Genomic DNA, 16,629 nt, shown 5'->3' on the forward strand with positions numbered 1-16,629 from the left:
CGCAGGAAAAGTGAAAAAAGAACTTAAAAAGTCGGAGTAAAAATAACACTTTTTGGCGGAGGATCATTCGGTTTTAAACCCGCTTCTAATTCCACCCGCAACGTCAATAAACCAGTATGATTGGGTTGGATTGATAAACCTTTATGAATCCAATTTAAGCCTTCTTGCCAACGACGTTGTTCTTTGGCTAATTCGGCTTGTTGTTGATAATATTGAACAATACGGGTTAATTTACGACTTACCGCAGGTTGTTGTGGGTCTAGGCGGAGAATCTGTTGATAACGTTCTGTGGCGATGTCGTATTGCCCTAAAGCGAAGGCTTGATTGCCTTGTTGTATTAATTCTTGTATCCATTGTTGTTGTGGCGTTAATTGCGGCGCGGGCGGTTTTTCAATGTCTACTACAGCGGGCGCAGGCGGTGGTGTTTCTACCGGTGCAGTGACCGCTGGCGGCGGTGGATTTTGTGGTGGTGGCGGTGGCGCGGACAATTGTTGTTGTAACTGTTGTAAACCCATGTGATTTGGCACTAAAGCCAGACCTTTGTCGATTAATGTGCGACGACGTGCGATACGATTTTCTTGCCGCGCCAATTGTTCATAGTGATCCGCAAGGCGTTGAATACCCGTCAATGCTTCAGTATGACGCGGTTGCAGTTGTAAAATTCTTTGGTATAACTCATACGCATTGTTGCCTACAGGTTCTGTTAAACGATGGGCTTGGCGATGTTGTTCGGCTTGTTTTAATAATAAATCAATCTGTTGTTGGGTTTCTTGCTGCTGTTGTTGCTGTTGCTGTAAAGCCAGTAAACCCACATGGTGCGGAAACCAACGCAACCCTTCTTCGAGAAAAAACAATTGTGCGGCCGGATCAAGCGCATGTTCTCGCACCAGTGTCTCGTAGCGCGTGGCAATTTCTTGTAATCCTTCAGTCGCTGCCACGTGTTCTGGATAAGCGGTGAGCAGTTGTTGGTACAGTTGCACCGCTTCGCTTAGTTGCGATAAGGCCACGGCTTGGCGCGCCTGTTGTAACATTTGGGATAATTGTACATCGCGGTCATGTTGTTTTTGGGCTTCGGTTACTTGTTGATCGCGCTGTTGTTGCCATTGGTTTTGCCAGTGTAATAAAATTTCATCATTGGGTGATACAATAAGTTCCTGTTGAATCGCTTGAGCGACTTGTTCCCATTGTTGTTTATTGTAGGCCTGTTCGGCTTGGTGTTGATAATAGCGTAACAGTTGCTTTACACCTGATAAGGCTGCGGGATGTTCGGGATCGCGTTGTAATATTTTTTGATAGCGCGCATAGGCATTTTCTCCTTCGGGAGAAAGTAAACGCCCTTGTTGCCAATCGAATTCGGCTTGTTGTAACCACTGTGCCAATTGCTGCTCTCGCTCATAACGGGCGTATAAGAAAAGACCCGCACTCGATACCAAACCCAAAACAATCATGGCTAAAATAGGCCAACGAATCGAGGTTTGTTTGACGACAGGTACGGGCAATTCTTCGGGAATCGGCTGTCCTTGCAACGCGGCTTTAAATTGGCGCACGGTTTGAAAACGTTGCGTATGTTGCAAAGCTAACGCTCGCGTGATCGCATCCAGCACTCCCGCAGGTATATTCGCATCGGGAACTAATTGCGATAACGGCAATAAATGATCTCCCGCCAAGCGATCCGTTGCTGCGGGGGGTAAACGTCCTGTGAGCAGCAGATACAATAATGCTCCACAGGCATAAATATCAGTCCACGCGCCAATTTTCCCCCGCCCTGAATACTGCTCAATGGGCGAATAACCGTGTTTTAACACTAAATCTAAAGTTTGACTGTTTTCGCCCACCACGTGCCGCGCTGCACCAAAATCAATTAGAATAGGTGTGCCATCTTTCAAAATGCGAATGTTTTGTAATGAAATATCGCGGTGATAGAGCTGTTGATGGTGAACGGTGTCTAACGCATCCAAAATCGGTAAAATAATCTGTAACGCATGAGCGATGGGTAAACGATGTTTATCTTGTTTCAGTAAAACATCGGTTAAATTCTCGCCATCTAAGTATTCCATCACCATATAGCCCGTTTGTTGGGCTTCAAAAAAGTGAATCACGCGCACAATATGTGGATGATCAAAACGCGCCAAATGACGGGCTTCTTCAATAAAAAGGCGTAAACCTTGTTGAAAAGCGGTTTCTTGTTTTTTGATCGGAATGACCGTTGCAGTGACCATATCGCGGGTGGCCAACGTCGCGGGTAAATATTCTTTAATGGCGACTTTTTTTTGTAGCCAGCCATCAAATGCAGTGTAAGTGATGCCAAACCCCCCTTGTCCTAAGCATTTGCCGATTAAATATTGGTTTTTTAACAGGGTACGGGGTTTAAGGTATAATGGATGGTTTTTATGTTGACGTTCGTCATAGCCACAATACGGACAACACGGTGCAGTCCCCTTGTCTTGCATACAGTTAAGACAACGCGATTCAGGAGTCAATTGACGAATGACTTGTTGTACGACATTCATGGTATATAACGAGACAGTGCGCAGTATTAGGTTTTTAAAAGACAGAATTTATGACAACCCGTTTTTTCGTCATGGGTCGGTTTGTTGGCTTAAAGCAAGACCCTGACTCCCACGATTTTTCAGTTTTAGGATAACACAACCCACAATGACGGCCACCATTTTAGTCCTGCACGGGCCCAACTTAAATCGGCTAGGCAGCAGAGAACCCGAAAAATACGGACACACGCGGTTAGACACCATTAATGAACAGTTATCCCAGTTGGCTACACAACAAGGTTACACGCTGGTGAGTCTGCAAAGCAATTCTGAAGCACAACTCATCGAGCGCATTCATTCCGCCGCCGACGAATCAATAGCCTTTATTATTTTTAACCCAGCCGCATTTACCCATACCAGTGTTGCCTTACGCGATGCGTTATTGGCTGCGGCCATTCCTTTTATTGAGGTGCATTTGTCCAATGTTCATGCCCGCGAGCCATTTCGTCATCATTCTTATTTTTCTGACATTGCGGTGGGGGTTATCACTGGGCTGGGAGCAAAAGGTTATTTGCTGGCTTTAGACGCGGCACTTTCTATTCTTTCAAATACGGAATAAAACCCTATGGATATTCGTAAAGTCAAGAAATTGATTGAGATGTTAGAAGCCTCCGATGTGATGGAAATTGAGATTCGAGAAGGCGAAGAATCGGTGCGAATTAGTCGTTATCAAGCCGCTCATCCGGTGATGCCGTCCCATGCGCCTGTGGTTTATGGGCATTCCTCCCCGACAACAACGGTAAGCCATGAGAACAGCCCCCCGCCACCAGATAATACAACTACTCCAGCCAACCCCCATTCAGAACACGTGATCACCTCTCCGATGGTGGGAACGTTTTACCGTTCAGCGTCTCCGACCACTAAGCCTTTTGTTGAAGAAGGCACGCAGGTGAATGAAGGGGATACAATATGTATCATCGAAGCGATGAAAATTCTGAATCAAATTACCGCAGAACGCACGGGTGTCATTAAAAAAGTATTGGTGGAAAATGGCGCGCCTGTCGAATACGGTCAGCCTTTGTTTGTCATGCTGTAGTATCAAGGAGTGCTATTTGTGGAATTTTCTAAAATTGTCATTGCCAATCGCGGAGAAATCGCTTTGCGTATTCTGCGTGCTTGTCGAGAAATGGGCATTCGCACGGTCGCCGTGCATTCCTCGGCGGATCGGGATTTAAAACATGTGCGTTTAGCGGATGAATCGGTGTGTATTGGGCCGCCGTCGTCTTTGGAAAGTTATTTAAATATTCCGGCGGTGATTAGTGCGGCTGAAGTCACTGATGCGGTGGCGATTCATCCCGGTTATGGTTTTTTGGCAGAAAATGCGGATTTTGCTGAACGGGTGGAAAAAAGTGGCTTTATTTTTATTGGCCCGCGTCCAGAAACCATTCGCTTAATGGGCGATAAAATTTCAGCCATCCGCGCTATGAAACAAGCAGGCGTACCGTGTGTACCGGGATCGGATGGGCCGTTGCCGGATGACGAAGATGAATGTTTACGTTTAGGGCGTGAAGTGGGTTATCCGGTGATTATTAAAGCCACTGGCGGCGGCGGCGGGCGTGGAATGCGCGTGGTGCGTCAAGAGTCGGAGTTGTTAGAATCGATTGCCCTCACACGCAACGAAGCCGCCAACGCTTTTGGCAACAGCCAAGTGTACATGGAAAAATTCTTAGAAAATCCACGTCATATCGAATTCCAAGTGTTAGCGGATGAACACGGCCAAGCGATTCATTTGGGTGAACGGGATTGTTCTATGCAGCGTCGGCATCAGAAAGTCATCGAAGAAGCACCGGCACCGGGATTAAGTCACGAATTGCGAATGCAAATTGGCGCACGTTGCGCCCAAGCCTGTCGAGACATTGCTTATCGCGGAGCGGGAACATTTGAATTCTTATACCAAGACGGGCAGTTTTACTTTATCGAGATGAATACACGTATTCAAGTGGAACATCCCGTGACCGAACAGGTTACTGGGGTGGATTTGGTGCGGGAACAGTTGCGTATTGCGATGGGAGAACCGTTGAGTTTTCGCCAAGAAGATATTGTCATTCGTGGTCATGCGATTGAATGCCGTATTAATGCCGAAGACCCGCAAACGTTTATGCCCTCACCGGGAACGATTACCCGCTATCATGCGCCGGGTGGGCCGGGTGTGCGGGTGGATACGCATATTTATAGTGGCTATCGCGTCCCGCCTTATTACGATTCGATGGTGGGAAAAGTGATTACTTTTAGTGATACTAGAGCATCGGCATTAGCCAGAATGTGCGTGGCTTTGGATGAAATGATTGTTGAGGGAATTAAGACCAATATTCCTTTACACCAATCTTTACTACGCGATCCCAATTTCCAACACGGTGAGTTAAATATTCACTATTTGGAAAAGAAATTAAAAGGTTTAATTTGATGGCTGGTCTGAAATCAGAATAGTTTTAGTCTAATCACCCAATTTTGATTTCAGACCTTTAGCCATTAAAATAAAAATATTATTATTGAGGACAGTCACCTTGTCGTTAGTTTCACCTGATTTTTTAGCCCGTGATAAAGTGGCGCAATCTTTTGGACGCATGGCCGCCCAATATGAGCAGCACGCCCAATTACAACAGTTTATTGGTGATTTTTTATTAGAACGATTACACGATATAAAAATAAACCCACAACGTATTGTTGATTTAGGTTCAGGCAGTGGTTGGTTAAGTCGAAAATTAACGGCACGTTATCCGAAAGCGACTTGTTACAGCCTTGATGTGGCCTTACCGATGTTGCAACAAGCCCAGCAAAAGCGTCCGGTGTCTTTTTGGCCATTTTCTCGTCCGCGTCAATTTTTGATTTGTGCCGATGCCATGCAATTGCCTTTAGCGGATCACAGTATTGATTTATTAGTGTCTAATTTAATGTTGCAATGGTGTAATGATTTCGCGCCTATTTTTCAAGAAATAGCCAGAGTATTAAAACCAGATGGGATTTTATTATTTACCAGTTTTGGCCCTGATACGTTACGCGAATTAAGACAAAGTTGGGCAACGGTTGATAATTATAGTCATGTCAATCGTTTTATTGACATGCACGATTTAGGCGATGCGTTATTACGCTCAGGATTCACCCATCCTGTTATGGATACGGATTGGCTTTATTACCATTATCCCGATGTAAAAAGTATTTTGCGCAGTTTAAAAAACATTGGCGCGCACAATATCATGCAAGGTCGTTTAAAAACCTTGACGGGAAAAAATCGTTTTCAACAAATGATTCAAGCCTACGAAACGTTACGGCAACAACAGGGATTACCGGTGACGTATGAAGTGATTTATGGTCATGCTGTGGGACAAAGCGTCAAACATTCGGCGAAACCGTCTCAAAATGAATCTTCTCCGCACCTTGTCAACGTGCCGATTTCTGCGATTGGGCGCATCAAAAAGGCATAGGGATTTTTGCCTTAACCACAGCGTTTTAACTGCGCTTCAAAAGCCGAAGCCGTCACGGGGCGACTGTATAAAAAGCCTTGTGCTTCGTGACAGCCTTGTTGTTGTAAAAATACCTCCTGCCATTCCTGTTCTACCCCTTCGCTGATTACGCGCAAATTTAAGCCGCGTCCTAAAGCAATCATGGCTGCGGCTAATTGCGTTTGTTGTTTTTCTTCTGTTTGCGGTAAAAAAGAACCGTCTAATTTTAATTTATTCACGGGTAATTTTTTTAATTCATGAATGGAAGAATAACCCATGCCAAAATCATCAATGGCCAAACTAACTCCCAAATCGCGCAATTCACTTAATACTCGACTGCTGCCATTAATTTCTTGCGCTAAAGATAATTCAGTCATTTCCAATTCTACATCGGAAGGTAACAATTCTACATCCATTAAAATTTCTTTAATTAAACCAACAATATCACCTTGCTTTAATTGTGAAGAAGATAAATTAATGGCAATATGATGTAATAAACCCTGCATTTTCCACAAGTGCATTTGTTGGCAAGCCGTGCGCAATATCCATTCTCCTAAAGGAAAAATTAAGCCTGTTTCTTCGGCTAAAGAGAGAAACTCAAGTGGGTTAATAATCCCCTTATTCACATGTTGCCAACGCACAAAAACCTCTGCACCAATAATTTTTTTACTTTCTAAATCAATTTGCGGTTGATAAAGCAAAAATAACTGATTATTCGCCTGAATACTATGAATGGCTTCGCGCAAATCCGCTTCCAAATTAAGACGCAATTGAGCCGCTTGTGTTAATTTCTGGCCATAAAATTGATAATTGCCGCCGCCCCTTTGTTTCACATTCAACATGGCTTGATTGGCTTTATCCAATAAATGGGTCATTTCTTTACCATCTTGTGGATATAAGGCAATACCAATACTTAAACTCACATAAATTTCATGATGTTCTAAATAAAAAGGTTGTTTAAACTGTTCTAATAATTGCTGCACAAAATGAACAAGTGTTTGCAAAGATTCAAAAGGCTCTTGCAATAAAGCAAATTCATCGCCGCCCACGCGAGCTAAAATCAATTCATTTTTTATGCCCTGATTTAATAATAACAAGCGATTAGCCATTGCTTCTAATAACTGATTAGCGACATGAAAACCGAATTCATCATTAATTTTTTTAAAGCCATCGACATCAATTAATAATAAGGCCATTTCATGCTTTTTTAATTCTAATAAGCATTTAAAGCACTGATTTAATAGTGATTGGTTAGGTAAATTGGTTAAAGGATCGCGATCACTTAAATAATGAATTTTTTCCTTTGGCAATGGGCTACGATTCACATCAGAAAAAACACAAATATAATGCGACACTTCGCCATTGTGTGCCAGCACTTTATTAATTCTCTCCCAACAAATAATCAATTGATTATGCTTACCTACTTTTCGATCTATCCCCTGCCAATAACCAAATCGATTTAAATATCCCCACAGAAAATCAGAATAATCAATGACCGATTCTTTATTTAAAAAGAAAAAATTTTTACCCAATACCTCATTTTTATCATAACCAGTTAAATCTGAAAACGCCTGATTCGCAGCAACAATACAGCGATCCGCATTGGCAATAAGCATGGCATCCACTGAATATTCAAATAAAGTCGCAATTTGATTTAAATACTGCTCTTTTCTTTTCTGTTCACTCACATCATGCAACACCGCTAATAAATGTGCTTGATTCTGATAATGAATTAAACTGCGATATAATTCTACGGCTATTGCTTTTCCTTGCTTATTCATCACTTCTATTGTGATATGTGAAAAATCAGTATCGATATTTAAAAAATGATGGAATAAAGAATGATATTTTGGGCTAAAAAGAGATTTTCCATATACGCCTATTAATTCATGTTCAGCATAACCAAATAAACAACAGGCGGTTGCATTGGTTTCAATTATTTTACCTTCGCTATTAAAAATAAATAAAGGGGTAAATAAGGCATCAAAAATACCACGATATAAATCTTGTTGTTGTTCTGCATTGCGCAATTGTTGTCGGGTTTCAAATAGGCGACTATTTTCTAAACTTCTATTAATTAATAAGGGTAATAAATCGGCTAAATTTTCATCTTTTCTGACATAATCAACAACTCCCCGTTTAATCATATTTATCGTTAATGTGACGTGAGTATCCAGTAATAACACAATAGGAATTGTGTGATCAATTTTCTTAATATGATCGATAAGTTGAAGATAATCTATATCCACAATGGTTTGGCTCATTAATAATAATTCATACTGGTTTTGTTGTAACGTGGCTAAAAACGCTTGTCCACTGTCTTCAATCCGCACATCGTAACCAGATTTGCCCAAAATTGTTCTGAGTAATGAAGCCATCTCTGGATCATTTTCTACGCACAAAAGACGAGCCGATAAGGTAGAGATTTCAGAAATGGTAAAGCCAAGCGCGGATTCTTCTGTGGAAATCATTCCCTTTTCTTGCAAATAATGAGGAGGCATTTGATAAAATGTATTTTTACCCATAAATTTAGCATGAAACATCGCCTGATCAGCCAATCTTAATAACGTCATTTCATCTTCTCCATTATCAGGAAAAATAGAAATGCCTACACTGGCAGAAACCCATAAAATAATATTTCCTTCTTCCACTTTTAACGATAGTTTTTCTAAAATTCTCCGCGCCACCACTTGCACATGTTCAACCTGTTCTAATTGCGATAAAATTACCGCAAATTCATCGCCGCCCAAACGTGACACCGTATCTTCAGCGCGAACAATTTGATTTAATTGATTAGCCACTCGAATTAAAACTTTATCGCCTGCTTCATGCCCTAATTTATCATTGACACTTTTAAAGCCATCTAAATCAATATATAATATCGCTAATTTTTTGTTACATTCCTGTACATTTTGCAAAGCCAATTGCACCCGTTCATTAAACATCATGCGATTGGGTAAACCGGTTAAATTATCATAATTGGCTTGATGTTGTAATAATTCTTCGGCGCGTTTTCTCTCCGTAATGTCAGTAAAAATAGCCACATAATTAGAAATTGCCTGATTGGGTCTTCTCACCACTTTTATCTTTAACCACGCTGGATAAACCATACCATTTTTACGCCGATTCCATACCTCTCCTTGCCACTGATCTTTAGTCAATAAAACAGTCCACATTTGACGATAAAATAAATGATCATGACGGCCTGCACTTAATATATTTGGATTTTTTCCCAATACTTCCATTTCCTGATAACCTGTCACCTCAGTAAAAGCAGGATTGGTTTTTAAAATTTGATTATTGGGATCGGTAATTAAAATCGCATCACTCATGGTTTCAAAAACATTACTGGCTAAACGCGCTTCATCTTCTATTTTCTTGCGTTCCGTAACGTCTTCTAAACTCCAAATTGAGCCTTGTGTTAAATCAAATCGCTTTAATAAATTACCGCGCAAATGACACCAAAATAAAGAACCATCTTTGCGTTTCATTAAACGCTCTGTGTTATAAATTTCACCTTTTTTTAATAACGCATAAGCCTCCTTACCTAAATTTTCATAATCCTGTTCTGTTGCATAAAGTTTCTTAGTGGTTTGATGAATTAATTCTGATTTTTTATAACCAAATAAATCAGCCGCTTTTTGATTCATTTCCAATAAAATACGATCTGAACTCAGAAAAACAATCCCTAATGGCGTATTGTCTAAAATCGCTGATTGACGAATTAATGTTTTTTCTAATTCTTGATTGCGTTCGGCGACTTGTTTTTTTAAACGATATAATTGCAAATGGGTATTAATGCGCGCTAATAATTCTGATTCTTGCACAGGTTTTGTGATATAATCCACCGCACCTAAGGCAAAACCTTTAATTTTTTCTGACAATTCTGTCATTGCTGTCATAAAAATAAGAGGAATTTCATTGGTTCTAGGATTGGCTTTTAAACGTTGACACAATTCAAATCCATCCATTTCTGGCATTAATACATCCACTAAAATTAAATCCACTAAATTTTTTTTATCCAGAAAATCCAAAGCATTCACTCCTGAATTAACTGTATAAACCGCAAAATGATGATGAGTTAATAAGTCTTTTAAAAACTCAGCATTATTAACGTTATCTTCAACAATCAAAACTTTTTCAATTAAAAAATTATTGGGTGTCATTTTTATATCTCGTTATGTTGTAGAATTTATTTCGTAATCAATTTTCCTAGTATTTTACTATAAAATACTGGATTATTACTATTTTGAATTACCATAATCACTTTTTTATTAACATCATAATGCAGAGTATCCCTGAGTTCAATTGCAAAGGCACGCATTTTTTAAACCAACTTTTCTACAAAAATTGAATTAAGCCCGTGCTTAGTTTTTCAAAATACAATTGTTGCCATTTTGTTTAATAGGCTTATTTTTTGTGCTTTAATTTCAATTAATTGCAATCTGAGTAAAAATACTTTATATTGCAGTGCAGTACAGCTAAATCTTCACCTCTCTTTATTTACTCCTGCGGGTTAATGTAACGCAATGTCTAGTACACGTATTCGAGAAATTCCCTATAATTACACCTCATTTTCTGATCGAGAAATCATTATTCGCTTGCTGGGCGAATCGGCTTGGGACATTTTGAACCAATTGCGCGCCCAACGTCGCACGGGGCGATCAGCGCGTATGCTGTTTGAAGTGCTGGGCGATATATGGGTAGTAGAACGTAACCCTTTCATTCAAGAAGATTTATTTCAACAACCGCATCGTCGGCGTTTGCTTTTGGGCGCGTTGCGACATCGTTTACAACAAATTGTACAACGTGCCGACGGCAACCCATTGGCTCTTGATCTGGCACAGACCACCCAACAGGCTGTAGATCGCTTTGAAACGTGGTTAAATCAACAACTTAGCCTGCGGCAACGGGTGGAAAAACGACTGGCTCAAGTGACGCGACGCGACAATATTTGTTTCGATGGCTTTGCGCGAGTGTCGCATGTCACCGATACCACCGATTGGCGTGTTGAATTACCTTTTGTGGTGATTTATCCCGATAACGAGGCCGAAGTTGCGCCTTTGGTGCAAGCGTGTATTGAGTTAGAATTAACAATTGTACCACGCGGTGGCGGAACAGGTTATACGGGCGGAGCGATTCCGTTAGACGCTTACAGTGCCGTGATCAACACGGAAAAATTGGATCACGTGGGTTCGGTAGAGTTTCACGTGTTGCCGGGTTTGGTTGAGCCAGTGGCTACGATTCGCGCGGGCGCGGGCGCGGTGACGGCACGGGTGTCCGAACGTGCGGCGGCCGCACAACATATTTTTGCCGTCGATCCCACGTCACAAGAGGCTTCAACCATCGGTGGCAATATCGCCATGAATGCAGGCGGCAAAAAAGCCGTGCTGTGGGGAACGACGCTGGATAATCTCGCCTCGTGGAAAATGGTCACGCCAGAGGGTTTATGGTTGACGGTAGAGCGTGTAGGACACCACTTGGGCAAAATTCATGAAGTGCCTGAAGCAGTTTTTAATGTCACACGTTATGCTGTTGATGGTAAAACAAAAATAGGAGAAGTCGAAGTTTTACGCATTCCCGGTGCGCAATTGCGTAAGCCCGGTTTGGGTAAAGATGTGACTGATAAATTTTTGGGTGGTTTGCCGGGCGTGCAGAAAGAAGGCTGTGATGGCTTAATTACCTCAGCCGTTTTTGTGGTGCATCGTCAGCCTCAATTTATTCGCACAGTTTGTTTAGAATTCTTTGGTGCGGATTTGAGAAAAGCCGTTCCTGCTATTGTAGAAACTAAGAATTATTTAGATCATCTTAATCCCAATGATGTTTTATTAATGGGAATGGAACATTTAGATGAACGTTATGTGCGAGCGGTTAAATATAGCACTAAAGCTCCGCGTCAAGAATTGCCAAAGATGGTGTTATTAATCGATATTGGTGGTGATAATGAAACCGCAGTGGCGCAAGCCGCTTCGCACGTGGTGCGTTTGGCGAATTTGCGCGAGGCTGAAGGCTTTATTGCCGTCACCGCAGAGGCGCGTCAACAATTCTGGCAAGATCGCAAGCGCACCGCTGCCATCGCCGCACATACGAATGCGTTTAAAGTCAATGAAGATGTGGTCATTCCCTTAGATCGTTTGTCTGAATATAACGACGAAATTGAACGCATTAATATTGAACAATCGACCGCGAATAAATTAAAAACGATTGATGCCTTATTGTCTTTTTTAAGTGAAAATTTCTCGGTTTTGAGCCATGCGGGAAATCAGAATTATTCCGCTGAACATGAAGTGATCATTGCGTCGAAAAAAGAAGCGGCGCAACATCTGTTATTAGAAACGAAAAAATATTGGTCATTATTAATGACCCATTTAGACAGTTCTGTGGATACGTTACGTGATCATTTACCTGAAACGGTAAAAGCGTTAATTCAACCCGAAGATACGATTTTTAAATTATTGCAACGGCGTGATTTAAGAATTTCTTATCGTCAGGCGATAGAACAGCCATTACAAGAGATATTTAGTGGACAAATATTCACTGCTATTCGGATACGAATAGAAGAGATTCATGAACAGTGTTTGCGCAGTCGTTTATTTGTTGCCACGCACATGCACGCGGGAGATGGTAATGTTCACACGAATATTCCCGTTAATTCCAACGATTATGAGATGATGCACGAAGCCGAACGTATGGTGGCACGCATTATGGAAATTGCCACCCGTTTGGGTGGGGTTATTTCGGGAGAACATGGCATTGGCATTACTAAAATGCAGTTTTTATCGCCCGAATTGGTCGAATCTTTTGCGCAATATAAACAACAAGTTGACCCAAAAGGTTATTTTAATCGCGGTAAATTATTACCGAATTCAGGCTTGCAAAAGGCTTATACGCCGTCATTGCGTTTATTAGAACAAGAAGCGTTGATTTTAGAAGCCAGCGAATTGGGACAATTAAATGCGTTAATTAAAGATTGTTTGCGTTGTGGTAAATGTAAGCCGGTATGCAACACCCATGTGCCGCGTGCGAATTTGCTTTATTCGCCGCGTAATAAAATTTTAGCATCGGGCATGTTAATTGAAGCGTTTTTATACGAAGAACAAACCCGCCGCGGTGTGTCTATTCAGCATTTTGCCGCGATGAATGATGTCGCGGATCATTGTACGGTTTGTCACAAATGCGTTACGCCTTGTCCGGTGAATATTGATTTTGGTGATGTCACTATTAAGATTCGGGCGATTTTAAAGAAATATGGCCAGCGTAAAACTAATTTAACGACTTGGTTAGCGATGGCGTTTTTAAATATTACCGATCCGACGACCATTAAAATCATGCGTAAGACCATGATTGAATGGGGTTATGCGGGGCAGCGGTTGGGTTATACGTTGGCGAAGCGATTGGGTTTGTTACACAGCAAAAATCCACCCGCCGCCACCACAGGAAAGGCAAAAATTCCCGCTCAAGTCATTAATTTTGTTAAAAAACCATTGCCCAGTAAAGTGACAACGCAACCATTTCGCAGTCTCTTGCAATTGGAAGATCAGACGATGGTGCCGATTTTGCGTAATCCGCTAAAAGTCAATGAGGACAGTGATGCGGTGTTTTATTTTCCGGGCTGTGGGTCAGAGCGGTTATTCAGTCAAGTGGGCTTGGCGACGCTGGCAATGCTTTATGACGTGGGTGCGGAGACGGTGTTGCCGCCGGGTTATTTGTGTTGTGGTTATCCACAAACTTCCGCAGGCGATATGGAAAAAGGCCAGCAAATTACTACGGGCAATCAGGTGTTATTTCACCGCGTGGCGAATACTTTAAATTATCTGGATATTAAAACGGTTATTGTGTCTTGTGGCACGTGTATGGATCAATTGTTAAAATATCAATTTCAACAGATTTTCCCTAATTGCCGATTATTAGATATTCATGAATATTTAATGGAGAAAGGTTTGTCATTGGATAATATGAATTATGGCGTGAAATATCTTTATCATGATCCTTGTCATTCTCCGATGAAAACTTACGCGCCCAAACAAGTGACTAGCCGTTTAATGGGTCAATCCGTGCCGATTTCAGATCGCTGTTGTGGAGAGGCCGGAACGTTTGCGGTGGCGCGTCCAGACATTGCTACGCAAGTGCGCTTTCGTAAGCAAGAAGAATTGCACAAGGGCATTGCGCAATTAACGGGATTTGAAATGGCCGAAAAAGGACAGGTGAAATTATTAACCACTTGCCCGGCTTGTTTGCAAGGCTTATCGCGTTATCGAGATGATGTTAATGTTGAGACCGATTATGTCGTGGTGGAATTGGCGAATCGTTTATTAGGTTCTGACTGGCAAAATCGCTTTATTCACGAGGTGAAACAAGGCGGAATTGAGCGAGTCTTGTTGTAGGAAATTATAGAATATGCGCTTTTTTACCGTCCTTTCATTGCCCTCTTAATAGGAGGGTAAGGACGGTAGATAATTACACATTATTATAAAAAGGCTGGCGAATCGGATGATGAGCAGGAATTTCACAGAAAGTTCGTTGTTTATTTCCCGCAATCATATCGTGAATATGCGCCACTACCGTTTCATAAGGCATGGCTTCTTTAGCAACAATACTGTCAACGGCATTGTTATTTAAACGCGCATATTCTTCCACGCTCAAATGGCGAGCCGTCAAGACCAAAACAGGAATATCTCGAAACCGTTGATCTTGTCGTAATTGGGTTAAAAATTCAAAACCATTCATCACCGGCATATTTAAATCTAATAAAATTAAATCAGGTAATTCTTCGGGTTTTTTTTGCAGCCATTGTAAGGCTTGTTGACCGTCGTGGGCTTCAATCACTTCGCACTGTTCTGATTCTAATAATAAGCTCATGCTATGGCGTATGATATATTCATCATCAACCAACATAATTCGCTTCATTTGTCCCGCAGGTTGATTAATTTTTAATTTACTCAATACCATTGCCAATTGTTCTCGGCGAATGGGTTTAATTAAGCACTCGGCTGCGCCCAAAGCAATACCTTCTTTTGCCTGTTCTTCTAACGATACCATAATGACAGGAATATGAGACAATAGAGGATTATCCCGTAAATTGGCTAATAAATGCCAACTTTTCATTTCTGGCATATTGACATCTAAAATAATACTGTCAGGATGCAGTTTTTGACTTAAACGCAAACCTTCTTCTTCATTGCGCGCAATCGCCACCGCATAACCCAATTCGGTTAAATCTTGTTGTAATTTTTGCCGAGCGTGGTCTTCGCTGGCCACAATAAGCAACACATGATCATTGCCCGGCGAGGGATTGATGGTGGTAATGGTTGATTCGGGTGCGGTTTTTTCTCGAATGGCGGGTTTTTTTGACAATAATGCTTGTCCATCCATTGGGAGTGCGAGGGTAAACGTGCTACCTTCCCCGAATTGGCTGTCTAATTCGATTGTTCCGCCCATCATTTCCGCAAATTGCTTGCTGATGGTCAATCCTAACCCCGTGCCACCGTAGCGGCGTGTGGTCGAAGAATCGGCTTGGGTAAACGGTTGAAACAGCTTTTTTTGCTGTTCTTTGGTCATGCCAATGCCGTTGTCTTTAATTTTAAAACACACCCATTCTTGATCTTCCCATTGCATTTGCGTCACAGTAAATTCAATGACTCCATCTTCGGTAAATTTTGCCGCATTACTGAGCAAATTTAGTAAAATTTGATTTAATTTCACCCGATCCGAATTCATTTCTCCCAAATCGCCATGCCAATCAATCGCCAAATGATTTGATTTCTTTTGTACTAAAGGATGAATCGTATCTGAGACTTCGTTTAATAATTCTGATAAATTAAATTTTTCAAAACAAACTTCCATTCGTCCTGCTTCAATTTTTGATAAATCTAAAATATCGTTAATTAAACTTAATAAATGCCGTCCTGCTGAAGAAATTTTTTTCAAATCTTCTAAATATTCTTCATGGCCAGAATCCTCTGCTTCTTCTTTTAACATTTCACTGTAACCAATAATGGCATTAAGCGGCGTTCGCAATTCATGACTCATATTGGCTAGAAATTGACTTTTTGCTAAATTAGCTGCTTCAGCGGATTCTTTAGCCCATTGCAGGGCTTTTTCTACGCGATTGCGTTCGCTGATCTCGGCTTGTAAAGATTGATTCGCGGTGACTAATTCAACCGTACGTTCTTGCACTTTTTGTTCTAACATTCGATTATATTCGCGCTCTTGTTGAATAAAGCGCAAATAAACTTTAATACGACTAATCAGTTGTGGCGCATCAATTGGTTTTGTAAGATAATCGGCCGCACCTAAAGAAAACCCTTTTTTCTGGAATTCTTCGGATTTATAAGCCGCTGTTAAAAATACAATAGGAATATGACGACTTTTTTTACGCGCCCTAATCATTTCCGCGGTCTCAAAACCATCCATGTCTGGCATTTGTACATCTAAAATAATTAAATCAACCGCATTTTTTGCTAGAATATTTAAAGCCAAAAGCCCAGACTCGGCCTCTAAAATAGTGACGCTAAGAATATATTCTTCAATTAAATTGCGTAATGTGAATAAATTATTTTTATTATCATCCACAATTAAAATCGTTAGGGGACTCGTATTGTTATCCATAAAAACATCTCGATAACGGCGAAATAAAGTGCCAA

General features: G+C 41.2%; 8 protein-coding genes and 2 pseudogenes. 7 read left to right on the forward strand and 3 right to left on the reverse strand.

The annotated features are described in order from the left end of the window. Nucleotides 1-23: 23 nt before the first annotated feature. Nucleotides 24-2,510, reverse strand: a complete 2,487-nt coding sequence (locus TPSD3_RS13415; protein ID WP_086489020.1) for a serine/threonine-protein kinase — start codon at nt 2,508-2,510, stop codon at nt 24-26. A 145-nt stretch (nt 2,511-2,655) separates the two neighbouring features. Between TPSD3_RS13415 and aroQ the strand changes: the two genes are divergently transcribed. From aroQ to bioC, 4 genes are all read left to right on the forward strand, one after another. After that, a complete protein-coding gene (gene aroQ, locus TPSD3_RS13420) occupies nt 2,656-3,105 on the forward strand; it encodes a type II 3-dehydroquinate dehydratase (protein ID WP_086489021.1) in 450 nt (149 codons plus the stop codon). 6 nt (nt 3,106-3,111) lie between these two features. Continuing rightward, complete coding sequence (accB, locus tag TPSD3_RS13425) at nt 3,112-3,582, forward strand: acetyl-CoA carboxylase biotin carboxyl carrier protein (RefSeq protein ID WP_086489022.1); 471 nt, start codon at nt 3,112-3,114, stop codon at nt 3,580-3,582. Nucleotides 3,583-3,600: 18 nt separating this feature from the next. Beyond that, entirely contained in the window at nt 3,601-4,950 is a 1,350-nt protein-coding gene (gene accC, locus TPSD3_RS13430; RefSeq protein ID WP_086489023.1) for an acetyl-CoA carboxylase biotin carboxylase subunit, read from the forward strand. Between the two features lie 100 nt (nt 4,951-5,050). Beyond that, nucleotides 5,051-5,968 (forward strand): malonyl-ACP O-methyltransferase BioC, encoded by a 918-nt coding sequence (gene bioC / locus TPSD3_RS13435; RefSeq protein WP_217884467.1) that lies wholly within the window; start codon nt 5,051-5,053, stop codon nt 5,966-5,968. Between the two features lie 11 nt (nt 5,969-5,979). On the opposite strand, the gene TPSD3_RS13440 is transcribed toward bioC, so the two are convergent. Next, entirely contained in the window at nt 5,980-10,152 is a 4,173-nt protein-coding gene (locus TPSD3_RS13440) for a diguanylate cyclase domain-containing protein (RefSeq protein ID WP_086489024.1), read from the reverse strand. Between the two features lie 363 nt (nt 10,153-10,515). Here TPSD3_RS13440 and TPSD3_RS18390 point away from each other — a divergent pair. The 3 genes and pseudogenes from TPSD3_RS18390 to TPSD3_RS18400 form a co-directional block, all read left to right on the forward strand. Continuing rightward, a pseudogene (locus tag TPSD3_RS18390) lies at nt 10,516-11,436 on the forward strand (DUF3683 domain-containing protein); the annotation flags it as partial. Nucleotides 11,437-11,820: 384 nt separating this feature from the next. After that, a pseudogene (locus tag TPSD3_RS18395) lies at nt 11,821-12,156 on the forward strand (FAD-linked oxidase C-terminal domain-containing protein); the annotation flags it as partial. Between the two features lie 189 nt (nt 12,157-12,345). After that, nucleotides 12,346-14,370, forward strand: coding sequence for a DUF3400 domain-containing protein (locus TPSD3_RS18400; RefSeq protein ID WP_425353096.1), 2,025 nt, complete (start codon nt 12,346-12,348; stop codon nt 14,368-14,370). 73 nt (nt 14,371-14,443) lie between these two features. Here the strand turns inward: TPSD3_RS18400 and TPSD3_RS13450 are convergent, their stop codons facing one another. Beyond that, nucleotides 14,444-16,594 (reverse strand): response regulator, encoded by a 2,151-nt coding sequence (locus TPSD3_RS13450; protein WP_086489026.1) that lies wholly within the window; start codon nt 16,592-16,594, stop codon nt 14,444-14,446. Between the last annotated feature and the right edge of the window lie 35 nt (nt 16,595-16,629).

It is taken from the genome of Thioflexithrix psekupsensis (assembly GCF_002149925.1).
Taxonomy (GTDB): Bacteria; Pseudomonadota; Gammaproteobacteria; order Beggiatoales; family Beggiatoaceae; genus Thioflexithrix; species Thioflexithrix psekupsensis.

Excerpts from the sequence above, each read along its gene's own strand:
- TPSD3_RS13415 (WP_086489020.1), bottom strand. The coding sequence starts at position 2,510 with ATGAATGTCGTACAACAAGTCATTCGTCAATTGACTCCTGAATCGCGT.
- aroQ (WP_086489021.1), top strand. The coding sequence starts at position 2,656 with ATGACGGCCACCATTTTAGTCCTGCACGGGCCCAACTTAAATCGGCTA.
- accB (WP_086489022.1), top strand. The coding sequence starts at position 3,112 with ATGGATATTCGTAAAGTCAAGAAATTGATTGAGATGTTAGAAGCCTCC.
- TPSD3_RS13440 (WP_086489024.1), bottom strand. The coding sequence starts at position 10,152 with ATGACACCCAATAATTTTTTAATTGAAAAAGTTTTGATTGTTGAAGAT.
- TPSD3_RS18400 (WP_425353096.1), top strand. The coding sequence starts at position 12,346 with ATGACCCATTTAGACAGTTCTGTGGATACGTTACGTGATCATTTACCT.
- TPSD3_RS13450 (WP_086489026.1), bottom strand. The coding sequence starts at position 16,594 with ATGGATAACAATACGAGTCCCCTAACGATTTTAATTGTGGATGATAAT.